The organism is Caulobacter sp. GW821-FHT12A07, assembly GCF_058807655.1.
The window spans coordinates 115,886-130,862 of sequence record NZ_JBXAQX010000004.1 but is presented as its reverse complement, the minus strand read 5'-3'; the positions used below and the strand labels follow the sequence as shown (position 1 = coordinate 130,862).

Below are 14,977 nucleotides of genomic sequence, written 5' to 3'. Positions count from 1 at the left end.
GTAGGGGGGCGCGCTATTTTCGCTCTGGCCAGCGGCAAATGGCGATCAGGACCATGCCGCCGATGAGGAAAATCCCTCCCAGGGTCAGCCAAACGCCAAGATCGACGCCGGCCTCCATCGCCCACTGCTCCGACGTCTGACCCCGATCGCCGGCGGCGAAGATCAGCATGCCAAGGCCCGTGCCGAAGAATATGCTCCCGATCCAGAAGCCTATTTTCGGCGTCAGATCCTCCATCGGCCCGGTTCCTTCCAGCCCGAAGGGCCTCAGCCCTCCAGGAACTGCTCGACTTCGCGCTTGCCCGGCATGGACGGGGCGGCGCCCGGCTTCTGCACCGAGAGGGCGGCGGCGGCGTTGGCCTGTTCGACGGCCTCGCGCAGGTCGAGATTGGCCGACAGGCCCGCGGCCAGGGCGCCGCAGAAGCAGTCGCCGGCCCCGACGGTGTCGACCGCCTTGACCTTGCGGCCCTCGACCAGGAAGGCCTCGTCGCGACGCACGGCGGCGACGCCGGCCGAGCCCAGGGTGACGATGATCGTCTGGTCCGGGCGGCTCATCAGCTTGCGGGCGGCCTTGGAGACCTCTTCCAGCTTGGCCGGTTCATGGTCGAGGCGGGCGTAGGTGGCCAGCTCGGTCTGGTTCAGGATGAGAATGTCGGTCAGCGGGAACAGGGCCGCGCCCTGGGGCAGGGCGGGGGCGGCGTTCAGCACCCGCAGGCCGCCCTTGGCCGCGCCGGCCTTGAACAGGGCCTCGATGGCGGCGGCCGGGGTCTCCAGCTGGGCCAGGAGCACGCGCTGGCCCTCCAGCGGGGTGGCGGCCACCTGCTGGGGCGTGATCATCATGTTGGCGCCGCCGGTGACGACGATCATGTTCTCGCCGCTGTTGGACACCCAGACGTGGGCCTGGCCGGTGGGGGCGCCCGACAGCTCGACGACGTCGGCCACCTGCACGCCGTAGCCGGCGAGCTTGGCCTTCAGGCTGGAGCCGCTGTCGTCCTTGCCGACCGCGCCCATCAGGCGGGTGGGGGCGCCCATGCGAGCGGCGGCGACGGCCTGGTTGGCGCCCTTGCCGCCGAGGAACAGCTCCAGCGACAGGCCGGCCACCGTCTCGCCCGGCCGCGGCAGGTCGTCGACCCGCGCCACGGCGTCCAGATTGATCGAGCCCAGTACGAAAACGCCCATCGGTCTTGGTCTTCTGTTCTTGTCGTCAAAGAATATCGCGCGTCAGCCGCCGCCGGCGCCGCGCTGGAAGCTTTCCACCAGGCTGCCGCAGACGAGTCGCCAGCCATCCACTAGCACGAAGAAGATCAGCTTGAACGGCAGGCTGACCGTGGCGGGCGGCAGCATCATCATGCCCATGCTCATCAGCACGCTGGCGACCACCAGGTCGATGACCAGGAACGGGATGAACAGCAGGAAGCCGATCTCGAAGGCGCGCTTCAGTTCCGAGATCATGAAGGCCGGGGTGACCACCTTCAGCGGGGTGTCCTGGGCGACCTTGGGCTTCTCGATCTTGGAGAGCCGGATGAACAGGGCCAGATCGTCCTCGTCGACCTGGCGCAGCATGAAGGTCTTCACCGGCCCGCCGGCGGCCTCGAAGGCCTGCGGCAGCTCCATCTGCTTGTCGAGCAGGGGTTTGACGCCGGCGTCGTAGGACTGCTCGAAGGTCGGGCCCATGACGATGGCGGTGAGGAACAAGGCCAGGCTGATGATCACCGGGTTGGGCGGGCTCTGCTGCACGCCGATCGCCGTGCGCAGCAGGCCCAGCACCACGACGATGCGGACGAACGAGGTCGTCATGATGACGATCGACGGGGCCAGCGACAGCACGGTCAGCAGGCCGACCAGCTGGACGACGCGCTCGGTGAGGCCAGCGCCCGTGCCCAGGTTCACGTTGACCGCCGACTGGGCCATGGCGAAGGACGGGCCCAGCGTGGTGGCGAAGGCGGCCAGCACGGCGATGGCCGCGGCGCGGCGCAGGTCCTGCGGGTGGGCGCCGGTGAGGGACTTGAGCAGGCTCATCAGGCCACGGGCTCCGGCTGGGCGGGGGTCTCGGCGGAAGGCGTAGAAGAAAGGGCGGGAGAGGGCGCGGGGGCGCCGGCGGGCGTCCAGTCCAGCAGGCGGCCGTCGCCCAGCAGCACCAGGCGCTCCTCGCCGTCCATGCGGCACAGCACGAGGCGCCGGGCGGGATCGAGCACCAGGGTCTCGACCACCTGCAGGCGGCGCTCGCGGCGCTTGGAAACCAGGCGGTTCAGGGTGTCGGGGCCGAATCGGCGCAGGGCCACGGCGGCCAGGCCGATGAGGCCCAGCGTGACGGCCAGCGCGGCGACGGCGCGGATGAGCAGAAAGACGTCCATGGCGCGCGGACAGGATTCCAAGAAGAGAAAGGGCGCGGCGAGGCGCCGCATCCCTGGTGTGCCCTACGGGTATTAATGCCGAATTAACCCTGTTTCTTCACCATGATCCGCATGGGTCCCGACGACATTCCCCTCTTCGCGATGCTCAAGAGCCGGCTCGGCTATCTGAACGAGCGGCAGAAGGTCGTCGCCCAGAACGTGGCCAACGCCGACACCCCCGGCTACCAGCCGCGGGACCTGAAGGCCTACACCTTCCAGGCCTCGCTCGACGCCCAGGCGACAGGCTCGTCCTATCGCGGCGGCGGCGCGGCGCCGGTCGGCCCGGTGAAGATGCTGGCGACCAGCAGCGGCCACATGGCGCCGGCCACGACGGCCAGCGCCTGGCGCTCGCCGACGGGCGCCGACAGCGAGACCACCCTCGACGGCAATTCAGTGAGCCTCGAGGACCAGATGCTCAAGATGACCGATGCGCGCATGAACTATGACGCTGCGGTTTCCTTCTATCAGCGCTCGCTGGCGATGCTCCGCACCGCCTCGCGCAAGCCCAACGGTTGAGGACGCGCTAGATGGCTGAAATTCGATCCCAGTCGACGGCGGCGATGGCCGTGGCGGCCAGCGCACTGAAGGCCCAGCAGGGCCGCATGCGCATCATCGCCGAGAACATCGCCAACGCCAATTCGACGGCCCGCACGGCCGGCGGCGACCCCTACCGCCGCCAGGTGCCGGTGTTCCGCCCGACCAAGGTCGAGGGCGCCGAAGGCGTCAACATGATCCGCGTCGACGGCGACGAGAGCGCCTTCAAGACCGAGTACGATCCCGGCAACCCGGCCGCCGACGCCAAGGGCTACGTCAAGCTGCCCAACGTCGACACCCTGGTCGAGGCGCTGGACATGAAGGAGGCGCAGCGCGCCTACGAGGCCAATCTCAACGTGATCGAGACCGCGCGCAGCATGCAGTCGCGCACGCTCGACATCCTGAAGAAGTAGGGAGCTAGGGGATGATCACCGCGCTCGCCGCTTCCAAGGCCTACGCCGCCACCGGCTCGACGCCGCTGTCGCTGGGCAAGAGCTCCAGCGAACCCAAGAAGATGGACTTCGGCGACATGCTGAAGTCGGCCATGACCGACACGGTGCAGTCGTCGCGCCAGGCCGAGCACAAGATCGCCCAGCAGGCCGCCGGCAAGGCCGAGATGATCGACGTCGTCACCGCCATCTCGTCGGCCGAAGCCAGCCTGGAGACCGTGATCTCGATCCGCGACCAAGTGATCTCGGCCTATCAAGAGATCATGCGGATGTCGATTTAGGGACGTTTTTCCCTCTCTCTGAGAGAGAGGGAGGGGCCCGCCGCGCAGCGGTGGGAGGGTGAGAGGTTACACTCTTTCCGGATGAGGCGCCGTCAGGGCGCGGAAGCCTGGCGCAGGCCGAGCCTGCTTCTCGCGCGATCTGGCGCGACTTTGGCCGAACGGCTTTCGAATTTCGGCGCGGCGAGCGCCGTCGTCTTCAGGATCTGAGATTTTCCGGTGAGCGGTGAAACCTCTCACCCTCCCACGCCTTGCGGCGCGGGCCCCTCCCTCTCTCTAAGAGAGAGGGAATTGGACCGCTGGCAGCAATCCCGCCACGTCGATGCCGCGCAGGGCGGCGACGACGCCGGCCCAGACGGCGAGGTTGGCCAGCAGCATCAGGGCGACGGCGACGCGCAGGCGGCGCTGGACGAGCTTGCGGCGCTTGCGGGCCTTGAAACCGGGCATGGATAGGGCCGTGGCCATTGTTCTGCTCCTGATCAGCCCCCCGTTAACCCGTATTAACGCGTCTGATTTGGCTTGGTGCAAGCGGGACGGCTTGTCGCAGCGGCCGCTAGCGCGGAAGGTGAGGGGGCATGAGCCCCGCCATCGTTCTCGAGAAAGTCGGCAAGACGCACGGCGACGCCGTGGCGCTGGAGGCCGTGGACCTGTCGATCGCCAGGGGTCAGTTCGTGGCCCTGGTCGGCGGATCGGGGGCGGGCAAGACCACCCTGCTCAAGACCATCAACGCCCTGGCGACGCCGACGACGGGCGTCGTGCGGGTGGACGGCCAGGCGGTCGGGGCCTTGGACGGATCGGCCCTGCGGCGGCGGATCGGCTACGTCTTCCAGGAGATCGGGCTCTTTCCGCACATGAGCGTCGCCGAGAACATCGGCGTGGTCCCTGACCTGCTGGGCTGGCCGAAGGCCGAGATCGCCGCGCGGGTGGACGCGCTGCTCGACCTGGTGGACCTGCCGCGCGCCGTGGCCGGGCGCAGGCCGTCGGCGCTGTCGGGCGGGCAGAGGCAGCGGGTGGGCGTGGCCCGGGCGCTGGCCGGGCGGCCCTCGATCCTGCTGATGGACGAGCCGTTCGGGGCGCTGGATCCGATCACCCGCACCGCCCTGGGCGACGACGTGCGGCGGCTGCACGAGGCGCTGGGGCTGACCACGGTGATGGTTACCCACGACGTGGCCGAGGCCCTGCTGCTGGCCGACCGGGTGGTGGTGCTGGAGCACGGGCGGATCATCGCCGACGCCGCGCCGCGCGACCTGATGGCCGGCCACGCCGATCCGCGCGTCGAGGTCCTGATGGCCGCCCCGCGCCGCCAGGCCGAGCGGGTGAGGGCGCTGCTGGATGGCTGAGCTGCTCGCGCTTCTGCCGCAACGCCTGGCCTGGCACGCGGCGCTGTCGGCGGCCGCCCTGCTGCTGGGCCTCACCGTCGCCCTGCCGCTGGGCTTCGCCGCGGCCAAGCGGCCGGGGCTGCGCTGGATCACGCTGGGCGCGGCGAGCCTGGTGCAGACCGTGCCGAGCCTGGCCCTGCTGGCGCTGTTCTATCCGCTGCTGCTTCTGCTTTCGAACCTGACCAAGGCCACATTGGGCTTTGGGTTCCCCGCCCTGGGCTTCCTGCCGGCGTGGCTGGCTTTGGCGCTCTACGCCATGCTGCCGATCCTGCGGAACACGGCGGCGGGGTTGTCGGGCGTCGATCCGGCGGTGACCGAGGCTGCCAGGGGCGTGGGCATGACGCCGCGCCAGAGCCTGCTGCGGGTCGAGCTGCCGCTGGCTGCGCCGGTGATCCTGGCCGGCGTGCGGACGGCGGCGGTGTGGACCATCGGCGGGGCGACCCTGGCCACGCCCGTCGGCCAGACCTCGCTGGGCGACTACATCTTCTCAGGGCTGCAGACCGAGGCCTGGGACATGGTGCTGGTCGGCTGCGCGGCCTCGGCGGCGCTGGCCCTGGTCGTCGACCAGCTGCTGGGCCTGGTCGGGCGCGGGATCGAGCAGCGCCGGCCCATGCTGTGGGGCGGGGCGCTGGCGGCCCTTGGGCTTGGCCTGCTGGCGGCCCTGGCGCCGATCGCCGCGCCGGCCCTGACGCCGCGCCCGCAGGCCTATGTGGTCGGGGCCAAGAACTTCTCCGAGCAATATGTGCTGGCCGAGCTGATCGCCAGCCGGCTGGAAGGGCAGGGCGCGCGGGTCGAGCGGCGGATCAACCTGGGCTCGGCCGTGGCCTATCGCGCCCTGGCCGCCGGCGAGATCGACGCCTATGTCGACTATACCGGCACCCTGTGGGCCAACGTCCTGCACCGCACCGACAATCCCGGCCGGCAGGCGGTGCTGGACGCCCTGCGGACCGAGCTGAAGCGCCGCGACGGCGTGGTGCTGGCCGCGCCCCTGGGCTTCGAGAACGCCTACGCCTTCGCCATGAAGCGCCAGCAGGCCGAGACCCTGGGCGTTAAGAGCCTGGCCGATCTTGCGGGCAAGGCGCCGGGCCTGGTGATGGGCGGCGACCTTGAGTTCTTCTCGCGACCGGAGTGGAAGGCGGTCGAGACGGCCTATGGCCTGCGCTTCAAGGCCCGGCGGCAGTTCCAGCCGACCTTCATGTACCGCGCCCTGGGCTCGGGCGAGGCCGACGTGATCTCGGCCTTCTCCAGCGACGGGCGCATCGCCGCCGACGACCTGGTGGTGCTGGAGGACCCGAAGGGCGCGCTGCCGCCCTATGACGCGGTGCTGCTGGTGTCGCCGAAGCGGGCGGATGATCCGCGCCTGAAGGCGCTGGCGGCGCAGCTGTCGGGCAGCCTGTCGGTGCAGGCCATGCGGCAGGCCAACTACGCCGTCGATCGCGACAGCGACAAGCGCTCGCCGGCCGATGTCGCGCGCGAATTGAGCGACGACATTCCCTGAACGTCGTCCGCCCAAGCTTCGTTTGCGACGCTTTTGTGAATGGGGCAGGTTGCGCGCCATGAGCAAGCTTACCTCCACGGCGGCGCTTTCGGCGCTGGCCGGCGTCGCCCTATTCGCCATCCAGCCGGCACAGGCCGCGGACCAGGTGAAGCCCAATCCCAAGCTGGTGGTGGTGATCTCCATCGACCAGTTCAGCGCCAACCTGTTCGAGCAGTGGCGCGGCCAGTGGAAGGGCGGGCTGGGCAAGCTGGGCCGCGAGGGCGTGGTCTATCCCAACGGCTACCAGTCGCACGGCATGACCGAGACCTGCCCGGGCCACTCGAGCCTGCTCACCGGCGCCTATCCCAACCGCACCGGCATCGTCGGCAACAACTGGTACGACCCCGAGACCGGGAAGAAGTCGTACTGCCTGCTCGACACCTCGGTGACCCTGGCCGCCCCGTCCGACCAGGATCCGGTCAGCGACAAGAACCTGATGGTCGGCACCTATGGCGACTGGCTGAAGGCCGTGTCGCCCAAGAGCCGCGTCTACGGCGTCTCGGGCAAGGATCGCGGCGCGATCACCATGGCCGGCCACAAGGCCGACGGCGCGTTTTGGTACCAGGCCGGCTACGGCTTCAACACCTTCGTGCGTCCCGGCGAGGACGCGGCGACCAAGCTTGCGCCCGTTGCCGCGCTGAACGCGCGCCTGGCCGCCGAGCAGAAGAAGAAGCCCTTCGTCTGGACCTACGAGAACAAGGCCTGCGCCGCGCTCGAAAAGACCTGGACCACGGGCGACCGCACCTGGGACGCCAAGCTGCCCCGGCCGCTGCCGACCAACGAGGCCGAGACCCTGCGCGACTTGGCCGCCAGCCCCTATACCGACGCCGTGACCCTGGAGGCCGCCGCCGCCCTGCGCGACGAGTTCGGCCTGGGCGACGGCCCGCAGGTCGACGTGCTGACCGTCAGCCTGTCGGCCACCGACTTCATCGGCCACCGCTACGGCACGCGCGGTCCGGAGATGTGCGATCACCTCAGCCGCCTGGACGCGCGCCTGGACACCTTCCTCAAGCGCATCGAGAAGGCCAAGGGCGAGGTGCTGGTGGTGCTGAGCGCCGACCACGGCGGTTCGGACTTCCCCGAGCGCCTGCACGACGAGGGCTACGACGTCAGCCGCATCGCCACCTCGGCCTGGCTGAAGGGGCTGAACGCCCAACTGCGCACCGATCTGGCGCTGGACTACGACCCGGTGATCGCGCCGGGCGGCATCGACACCCTGGTGATCGTCGGCGCCGACAAGAAGGTGCTGCCGGCCACGGAACGCGCTCGCGTCGCCTCGGCGGCCCTGGCCCTGGTGCGCGGCCGCCCCGAGGTGGCCGAGGCCTATGAGATCAACGACCTGCTGACCACCCCGCCGGTCGCCAAGGGCACGCCGCCGGACACGATCAACGTCAAGGAGCGCCTGCGCCGCAGCGCCTGGCCGGGCCGTTCGGGCGACATCCTGGTGGCCTTCAAGCCGAACCTGGTGCCGGCCACGGCGGCGGCGACCTATGTCGCCACCCACGGCACGCCCTGGGACTATGACCGTCGCGTGCCGATCCTGTTCTGGTGGAAGAGCGCGCAGGCTCGCGAACGCATCCTGCCGATCGAGACGGTCGACATCGCCCCGACCATCGCGGCGGTGACCGGCGTGCCGGTTCCGACCCCGATCGACGGCCGCTGCCGTCCGCTGGGCGCGGGTCACGATTGCTAAGTAACCGAGCCCTCTCCCTTTGCGGGAGAGGGTGGCCTCCCGGAGGGAGGTCGGGTGAGGGGTCTCTCAGAAATCGAAGCCGCGTGCAGCGGCTAAGCCGGGTGGGGCGTCTCATGTCTGAGAGACCCCTCATCCGACGGCCTTCGGCCGCCACCTTCTCCCGCAAGGGGAGAAGGGCGTTTCAAGAGCCTCAGCGAAGCAGGGCGAAGCCCAGCACGTCGGCGCCGATGAAGGCGATGATGGCCCAGCCTATGGCCAGGCCGACGAACGGGTGGCGCTGCCACCAGCGCAGCTTGATCTCAGAATGCATGACAGTTCCCCAACTGATGGATGCATTCTGTACGCGATCGGATAGTTTCGCCAGCAACTATCGGGCGGCGCCGTTAAGTAAACCCGTGTGGCGGGATGTCGCAGGCCCTGGATTTCAGCACTTGAGCGCGCGCCCGGGCGGATCACCCGCCTACGCCTAACCCTGGCGCGCTCTGGGGCAACCTCGCAGCGACCATGCGCCGCGCCCGGCTTACGATCGGACGAGGCGTCGTGTTAACAGTCCCTAACTCCCTGTTAACCATGTCGACCCCATGGTGCGGGCCGTACCAAAACCGTCCAGAGCGCCCGCAGAAAGCCCGTTCATGACCGGAGCCGAAGTCCTCGACGTGGGTCGCGACGCGATCTGGCTGACTTTGCAGCTTTGCGCGCCGGTGCTGATCGTCGGCCTGGTGGTCGGGGTGGCCATCGGTCTTTTCCAGGCCCTGACCCAGATCCAGGAACAGACCCTGGTCTACGCGCCCAAGATCGTCGCCATCTTCATCGCGCTGCTGCTGTGCCTGCCGCTGATGGGAGCCCTGATGTCGGGCTTCATGCGCCAGATCGCCGCCCGCATCGCGGCGATGTAGGGAAGGGCGGGGCGTGGACAGCTTCGCGACGACCGCTCAGGTCTATGTCGCCGGTCTGGTCTTCGCCCGGATCGGGGCCATGCTCATGCTGATGCCGGGCATCGGCGAGACGGCCGTGTCGCCGCGCATCCGTCTGGCCCTGGCCCTTCTGATCGCCCTGGTCATCACCCCGACGGTCGCCAAGGGCGTCGGCCCGCTGCCGACCACGGTGGGCGGCCTCGCCGGCCAGCTGATCCACGAGATCCTGATCGGCCTGATGATCGGCGCGGTGCTGAAGATGTTCATGAGCGCCATGACCACGGCGGGCGAGATCATCTCGATGCAGACCACGCTGTCGTTCGCCCAGACCACCAACCCGATGGGCGTGCAGTCGAGCACGGCCGTGGCCACCTTCCTGTCGATGCTGAGCCTGACCCTGATCATGGCCACCGACCTGCATCACCTGTTCATCGCCGCGATGGCGCGGTCCTACGACCTCTTCCCGTTCACCAAGAGCGTGCCGGTCAACGACGCCGCCGCCCTGGCCGTGCGCACCGTGGCCCAGAGCTTCACCCTGGGCGTGCAGCTGGCCGCCCCGGTGATCGTGTTCTCGATCGTCTTCAACCTGGCGACCGGCCTGGTCGGGCGGGTCATGCCGCAGTTCCAGATCTTCTTCGTCACCTCGCCGCTCAGCGTGATCCTGGGTCTCTCGTTGCTCGCCCTTTCGTTGGGCGGCATCGCCATGGTGTGGAGCGATCGCTACCGCGATCTGCTCAACGTCTTCAGTTAGGAGGGCGCCGTGGCCGACGACACAGACGACGCCTCGAAGACAGAAGAACCAACACAGAAGAAACTTTCGGACGCCCGGAAGAAAGGCGACGTTCCCAAAAGTCCCGACTTCTCGCAGCTGGCCTCGCTGGCCGGCGCGTTCGGCGTCGTGGTCATCGCCGGCGGCTGGCTGGCGCGCGACCTGGTTTCGGCCCTGGTGCCGTTCATCGCCCACGCCGGCCAGATGGACGTCGAGGGCGGGGCCAATCTGATCGCCAAGAAGGTGGTGATGGCGGCCCTGCCGCCGCTGATCCTGGTGATGCTGGTCTCGGGCTTCATGGGGGCCGCGGCCAACATCGCCCAGTCGGGCTTCCTGTTCTCGGCTGAGAAGATGAAGCCGGACTTCGCCAAGCTGAACCCGCTGAAGGGCCTGGGCCGCATCTTCGGGCCGGACGGCCTGATGCAGTTCGCCAAGTCGGCCGTGAAGTTCATCGTCACCGGCATCATCGCCTGGTTCGTGCTCAAGCCCGACGCCAAGGAGGTGATCGGCCTGGTCGGCATGGACCCGGCGGCCATGCTCCCGCTGGCCATCGACCTCTGCAAGAAGCTGTTCTGGTCGGTGCTGATCTTCCTGCTGGTCACCGCCGGCTTCGACTGGTTCTGGCAGCGCATGCGCTTCAACAAGCGCATGCGCATGACCCTTCACGAGGTGAAGGAAGAGCACAAGCAGTCGGACGGCGACCCGCACATCAAGGCCAAGCGCCGGCAGATCCAGATGCAGCGCTCGCGGCAGCGGATGATGCAGGCCGTGCCCAAGGCGACCGTCGTCGTCATGAACCCGACCCACTACGCCGTGGCGCTGAAGTACGAGCAGGGCGAGACCCCGGCCCCGATTTGCGTGGCCAAGGGCGTCGACGAGCTGGCCCTGAAGATCCGCGCCCTGGCCGAGGAGTCCGGCGTGCACGTGCTGGAGGATCCGCCCCTGGCTCGCGCCCTCTACGCCGCCGTCGAGATCGACCAGCAGATCCCGGCCGAGCACTTCGAGGCCGTCGCCAAGGTCATCGGCTTCGTGATGAGCAACAAGAAGGCCAAGCGGCGCGCCTGGGCCGACTGACGGCCCGCCTGACCCTCCGGGCGCTTGTCCGGGATCATCGGGACATCACATTTCCGCCGTAGAATCAGAGACCTGCTTTCTGAACGCGCTCTTGCGCCGCGTAAGGAGTATCCTTACCGGACGAATCGTCGGGGCCTCGTCCCCGCCAAGTTGCAGAAGGATTTCGGTCGGCATGGCCGAGACGCCCGCGAAAGACATGACGGCGGCCCGCCGCCGCGCCGACCCCCTGATCTGGGGCGCGGCGATCTTCTTCGTCCTGGCCGCCGGCTTCGCCACGGCCCCGGCCCTGAGCGCCGGACCCGCCACCCTGGCCGGCCTGCTGCTGCTGGCCGGCGTCGCCGGCGTGGCGATCCTGGGGCTGGTGGCGATCCGCGCCTCGGCCGCGCACGACAACGGCCTGGACGTGGCCGACAGCTTCATCGAGGCGCTAGGCGAGCCGGCGGCCCTGACCGTCGCCGACGGCCGCATCCTGGTGGCCAACCAGGCTTGGCGCGACACCATGGGCGAGGCCCGCCGCCTGCCCAAGGACGCCGCCCTGTTCTCGGCCCTGACCCGGGCCCGAAAGGGCGAGACCGCCGAGGCCCTGGTGGTGCTGGCCGGCCAGGAGCGCCCGGCCGTCGCCGCCCGCGTGGCCGGCGGCCGCCTGCTTGTGCGCCTGCCCGTCGCGGCCGAGCCTGTCGCCGCCCCGCTGCCGCCCGTCGCCGCTCCCATTCCTCAGGCCGCGCCGCCGCCGCGCGCCCTGGACGCCTTCTCCGGCGCCTCGCCGTTCGGCGCGGCCCTGCTGGAGGGGCTGGATCCGTTCAACTCTCAGGTGCTGGAGGCCAACCCGGCCCTCTCGGCCATGACCGGCGCGGTGCGTGCGGGCATGACCCTGGGCGAGCTGATCGACCCGCCGTCGCGCACCGAGGCCGAAACCCGCCTGGCCGAGGGCAAGGCTGGGCCCTTCGAGGTGCGCCTGGCCCGCGATCCCTCGCGCATCGCCCACCTCTATCTCTACCGCGCCGAAGGGCGGCTGGTGGCCTATCTGATCGACGTGTCGGAGCAGAAGCAGATCGAGCTGCAGCTGGCCCAGGCCCAGAAGATGCAGGCCATCGGCCAGCTGGCCGGCGGCGTCGCCCACGACTTCAACAACCTGCTGACCGCCATCCAGCTGCGCTTGGACGAGCTGCTGCACCGCCACCCTGTGGGCGACCCGTCCTACGAAGGCCTCAACGAGATCCGCCAGACCGGCGTGCGCGCCGCCGACCTGGTGCGCAAGCTGCTGGCCTTCTCGCGCAAGCAGACCGTCCAGCGCGAGGTGCTGGAGCTGGGCGAGCTGATCTCGGAGTTCGAGGTCCTGCTGCGCCGCCTGCTGCGCGAAGACGTCAAGCTGATCACCGACTACGGCCGCGACCTGCCGCAGGTGCGGGCCGACAAGAGCCAGCTCGAGACGGCGGTCATGAACCTGGCCGTCAACGCCCGCGACGCCGTGCGGGCGGCCAAGGGCGGCGGCGTCGTGCGCATCCGCACCGCGCGCCTCAACGAGGACGAGGCGCGTAGCCTCGGTTTCCCCGGCGCCGAGGGTGACCAGGCGTTCATCGAGGTCAGCGACGATGGTCCGGGCATCCCGCCCGAGGTGATGGGCAAGATCTTCGACCCGTTCTTCACCACCAAGCCGGTGGGCGAGGGCACCGGCCTGGGCCTGGCCACCGTCTACGGCATCGTCAAGCAGAGCGACGGCTGGATCCACGTCCACAGCCGTCCGGGCGAGGGCGCGGCCTTCCGCATCTTCCTGCCCGTGCACGAGCCGACCCCGGCCCAGGCCGCCGCGGCCGCCGTCGTGGCCGCCGAGCCGCCCAAGCCGCGGGCCGCCCGCGACCTGTCGGGCGCGGGCCGCATCCTGTTCGTCGAGGACGAGGACGCCGTGCGCGGCGTCGCCGCCCGCCTGCTCCGCGCCCGTGGTTACGAGGTGCTGGAGGCCAGCGACGGCGAGGAGGCCCTGGTCATCGCCGAGGAGAACGCCGGCAAGATCGACCTCTTGATCAGCGACGTGATCATGCCCGGCATCGACGGCCCCACCTTGCTCAAGAAGGCCCGCGGCTATCTGGGCAACGCGCCGGTGATGTTCATCTCCGGCTATGCCGAGGCCGAGTTCAGCGACCTGCTGGAAGGCGAGACGGGCGTGACCTTCCTGCCCAAGCCGATCGACATCAAGACCCTGGCGGAGCGGGTGAAGCAGCAGCTGCAGGCGGCGTGAGGACAACGGCCCAGGCTTGAGGTAGGGTGAGCCATGGCCGATGGCTTTTCCTTCGATGTCGACGCCGATCTCGCTGAGCGACTGTCCGCCGCCGCGGCCGACGCCGGCGTATCGCGCGAGGCCTATGTACGGGCGCTCCTGGAGCAGGAGGGCCATGGCGGGTCCGGCTGGGTCATAGCGCGGGCGCGGGCCTACGATTTCGATCGGACCGGCGAGGCGATGACGATCGACGAGGCGTTCGCGGAGCTTGACGCCTTGGTGCTCGAACGGCGGGCGCGCAACGCTTGAACCGCCGCCGCGTCGTCCTGGCCCTTGCCGTTCGACGCGACCTGGAACGGTTGGCCGATTTTCTGGCCGCCAAGAATCCTCAAGTCGCCGAGCGGGCTGCGGCCGCGATCAAGGCGGCCATTCGATCTCTGGAGACCTTTGCGTCGCGAGGGCGTCCGGTCGTCCACGAGCTGCGTGAACTCAGCGTGGACTTCGGCCGGGATGGCTACGTGATCCAGTATCGCGTCGAACCCGAGCGGGTCATACGTGCTCCGTATCTTCCACACGCTTGAAGACCGCGAAGGCTGATCACCCCCGCCGCAGCAGCACCGTCGGGCTTTCCTTGTAAGTGGTGCGGGTCTGCTCGATGAAGCCGGTCTTGGCCGCCAGGGCCAGGGAGGCGGCGTTGTCGGGGTGGATGATGCAGACGACGGGACCCGCGCCCCAGCGGGTTTCGCCCCAGGCGAGGCCGGCGTTCACGGCCTCGGTTCCGAAGCCCTGGCCGTGCATGCGGCTGGCCAGCACCCAACCCATCTCCGGCACGCCTTCGAAGGCGGGGGTGATGTCGCGGTGGAAGTCGGCGAAGCCGACCTCGCCGACATAGCGGCCGGTGGCGGTCTCGCGCACCGCCCAATAGCCGTAGCCGAGCAGGGCCCACAGGCCTCGGGCGCGCAGCAGGCGGGCCCAGCTTTCCTCGCGCGTCGAGGCCCGGCCGCCGACATAGCGATAGACCTCCGGATCGGCCCACATGGCGACGCTGTCGTCGAAGTCGGACAGCTGCGGCGGGCTCAGGGTCAGCCGCGCGGTGACCAGGACGGGCGGGGCGGAGGCGCGGGGGGCGATATCGTCGAGGGGCGGCATCGGGGTCCGGGTTTGCGGAGGAGCGACGGCGCAGCCTATATCGCCCTGCAGCACTAGGGGACCCGCAAGTTCATGACCTCGCCGCAGGACGCCGTCGCCGCCCGCCGCAAGCTCACCAACCGCCTGATCGCGGGCAAGGACGCGGGCCGGCTGGTCCCGTTCTTCCTGCCCGACGCCAAGCTGATCGCCGGCGACGGCTCGCTGCTGATGGGGCGGGACCAGATCATCGAGGCCTTCGCCGGCCAGTTCGCCGACCGCGACTTCGTCTCCTATGTGCGCACCAGCGAGCTGATCGAGCTCGACGCCGACGGCGCGCGGGCGGCCGAGCGTGGGCGCTGGGTGGGAACCTGGAAGGGCGAGGGCGCGACCCAGAGCGGGACGTATCTGGCCACCTGGCGCAAGATCGCCGGGCAGTGGGTCATCGAGAACGAGCTGTTCGTGACGCTCTCCTGATCCCTCTCCCCTTGCGGGAGAGGGTGGCCTCCGAAGGAGGTCGGGTGAGGGGTCTCTCAGACCTCGAAGCCGCGTACCGCGGGTAGGCTGGGCGAGGGGTCTTGTGTTTGAGAGACCCCTCATCCGTCGGCCTTCGGCCGCCA

Annotated in this window: 19 protein-coding genes; 13 read left to right on the top strand and 6 right to left on the bottom strand. The window is 69.5% G+C overall.

All coding sequences use genetic code 11. The annotated features are described in order from the left end of the window. Positions 1-13 precede the first annotated feature (13 nt). Genes AC1RRS_RS10125 through AC1RRS_RS10110 form a run of 4 tightly spaced genes read right to left on the bottom strand, consistent with a single transcriptional unit; the run spans position 14 to position 2,351 of the window. Complete coding sequence (locus tag AC1RRS_RS10125) at positions 14-235, bottom strand: hypothetical protein (protein WP_492855050.1); 222 nt, start codon at positions 233-235, stop codon at positions 14-16. Between the two features lie 29 nt (positions 236-264). Beyond that, positions 265-1,176: a ribokinase gene (locus AC1RRS_RS10120; protein ID WP_487287681.1), complete on the bottom strand. Its 912-nt coding sequence runs from the start codon at positions 1,174-1,176 to the stop codon at positions 265-267. Positions 1,177-1,218: 42 nt separating this feature from the next. After that, on the bottom strand, positions 1,219-2,016 hold the full coding sequence (gene fliP, locus AC1RRS_RS10115; RefSeq protein WP_492855049.1) for a flagellar type III secretion system pore protein FliP: 798 nt from the start codon (positions 2,014-2,016) through the stop codon (positions 1,219-1,221). Then, entirely contained in the window at positions 2,016-2,351 is a 336-nt protein-coding gene (locus tag AC1RRS_RS10110) for a flagellar biosynthetic protein FliO (protein WP_487287679.1), read from the bottom strand. The genes fliP and AC1RRS_RS10110 overlap by 1 nt, the downstream gene beginning before the upstream one ends. Positions 2,352-2,462: 111 nt before the next feature. On the opposite strand from AC1RRS_RS10110, the gene flgB reads away from it, so the two are divergent. Genes flgB through fliE form a run of 3 tightly spaced genes read left to right on the top strand, consistent with a single transcriptional unit; the run spans position 2,463 to position 3,654 of the window. Then, positions 2,463-2,906 carry a flagellar basal body rod protein FlgB gene (gene flgB, locus AC1RRS_RS10105; RefSeq protein ID WP_492855305.1) on the top strand — a complete coding sequence of 148 codons (444 nt, stop codon included), beginning with the start codon at positions 2,463-2,465 and terminating at the stop codon, positions 2,904-2,906. Between the two features lie 11 nt (positions 2,907-2,917). Beyond that, the gene (flgC, locus tag AC1RRS_RS10100) at positions 2,918-3,337 is read left to right on the top strand and encodes a flagellar basal body rod protein FlgC (protein WP_110120876.1); all 420 of its coding nucleotides are present in this window, start codon (positions 2,918-2,920) and stop codon (positions 3,335-3,337) included. A gap of 11 nt (positions 3,338-3,348) precedes the next feature. Next, positions 3,349-3,654, top strand: coding sequence for a flagellar hook-basal body complex protein FliE (gene fliE, locus AC1RRS_RS10095; RefSeq protein WP_110120875.1), 306 nt, complete (start codon positions 3,349-3,351; stop codon positions 3,652-3,654). Between the two features lie 273 nt (positions 3,655-3,927). On the opposite strand, the gene AC1RRS_RS10090 is transcribed toward fliE, so the two are convergent. Continuing rightward, positions 3,928-4,116 (bottom strand): hypothetical protein, encoded by a 189-nt coding sequence (locus tag AC1RRS_RS10090; RefSeq protein WP_492855048.1) that lies wholly within the window; start codon positions 4,114-4,116, stop codon positions 3,928-3,930. Between the two features lie 110 nt (positions 4,117-4,226). On the opposite strand from AC1RRS_RS10090, the gene AC1RRS_RS10085 reads away from it, so the two are divergent. The 9 genes from AC1RRS_RS10085 (at position 4,227) to AC1RRS_RS10045 (ending at position 13,813) form a co-directional block, all read left to right on the top strand. After that, entirely contained in the window at positions 4,227-4,991 is a 765-nt protein-coding gene (locus AC1RRS_RS10085) for an ATP-binding cassette domain-containing protein (protein ID WP_492855047.1), read from the top strand. After that, positions 4,984-6,528, top strand: a complete 1,545-nt coding sequence (locus AC1RRS_RS10080; RefSeq protein WP_492855046.1) for a glycine betaine ABC transporter substrate-binding protein — start codon at positions 4,984-4,986, stop codon at positions 6,526-6,528. The genes AC1RRS_RS10085 and AC1RRS_RS10080 overlap by 8 nt, the downstream gene beginning before the upstream one ends. A 58-nt stretch (positions 6,529-6,586) precedes the next feature. Further along, the gene (locus tag AC1RRS_RS10075) at positions 6,587-8,260 is read left to right on the top strand and encodes an alkaline phosphatase family protein (protein WP_492855045.1); all 1,674 of its coding nucleotides are present in this window, start codon (positions 6,587-6,589) and stop codon (positions 8,258-8,260) included. A 632-nt stretch (positions 8,261-8,892) separates the two neighbouring features. Continuing rightward, complete coding sequence (gene fliQ / locus AC1RRS_RS10070; RefSeq protein WP_110120873.1) at positions 8,893-9,156, top strand: flagellar biosynthesis protein FliQ; 264 nt, start codon at positions 8,893-8,895, stop codon at positions 9,154-9,156. 13 nt (positions 9,157-9,169) lie between these two features. After that, the gene (gene fliR, locus AC1RRS_RS10065) at positions 9,170-9,925 is read left to right on the top strand and encodes a flagellar biosynthetic protein FliR (RefSeq protein WP_110120872.1); all 756 of its coding nucleotides are present in this window, start codon (positions 9,170-9,172) and stop codon (positions 9,923-9,925) included. Between the two features lie 9 nt (positions 9,926-9,934). Beyond that, on the top strand, positions 9,935-11,017 hold the full coding sequence (gene flhB / locus AC1RRS_RS10060) for a flagellar biosynthesis protein FlhB (protein WP_110120871.1): 1,083 nt from the start codon (positions 9,935-9,937) through the stop codon (positions 11,015-11,017). A 172-nt stretch (positions 11,018-11,189) separates the two neighbouring features. Next, on the top strand, positions 11,190-13,253 hold the full coding sequence (gene cckA / locus AC1RRS_RS10055; protein WP_492855044.1) for a cell cycle histidine kinase CckA: 2,064 nt from the start codon (positions 11,190-11,192) through the stop codon (positions 13,251-13,253). Between the two features lie 33 nt (positions 13,254-13,286). After that, positions 13,287-13,541 carry a hypothetical protein gene (locus AC1RRS_RS10050; RefSeq protein WP_492855043.1) on the top strand — a complete coding sequence of 85 codons (255 nt, stop codon included), beginning with the start codon at positions 13,287-13,289 and terminating at the stop codon, positions 13,539-13,541. After that, positions 13,538-13,813 carry a type II toxin-antitoxin system RelE/ParE family toxin gene (locus tag AC1RRS_RS10045; RefSeq protein ID WP_492855042.1) on the top strand — a complete coding sequence of 92 codons (276 nt, stop codon included), beginning with the start codon at positions 13,538-13,540 and terminating at the stop codon, positions 13,811-13,813. Before AC1RRS_RS10050 ends, AC1RRS_RS10045 begins: the two co-directional genes overlap by 4 nt. A 16-nt stretch (positions 13,814-13,829) precedes the next feature. Here AC1RRS_RS10045 and AC1RRS_RS10040 read toward each other — a convergent pair whose 3' ends face one another. After that, positions 13,830-14,381, bottom strand: a complete 552-nt coding sequence (locus AC1RRS_RS10040) for a GNAT family N-acetyltransferase (RefSeq protein ID WP_492855041.1) — start codon at positions 14,379-14,381, stop codon at positions 13,830-13,832. Between the two features lie 72 nt (positions 14,382-14,453). Here AC1RRS_RS10040 and AC1RRS_RS10035 point away from each other — a divergent pair, with 72 nt between their 5' ends. After that, a complete protein-coding gene (locus AC1RRS_RS10035; RefSeq protein WP_492855039.1) occupies positions 14,454-14,834 on the top strand; it encodes a YybH family protein in 381 nt (126 codons plus the stop codon). The last annotated feature ends 143 nt before the right edge of the window (positions 14,835-14,977 follow it).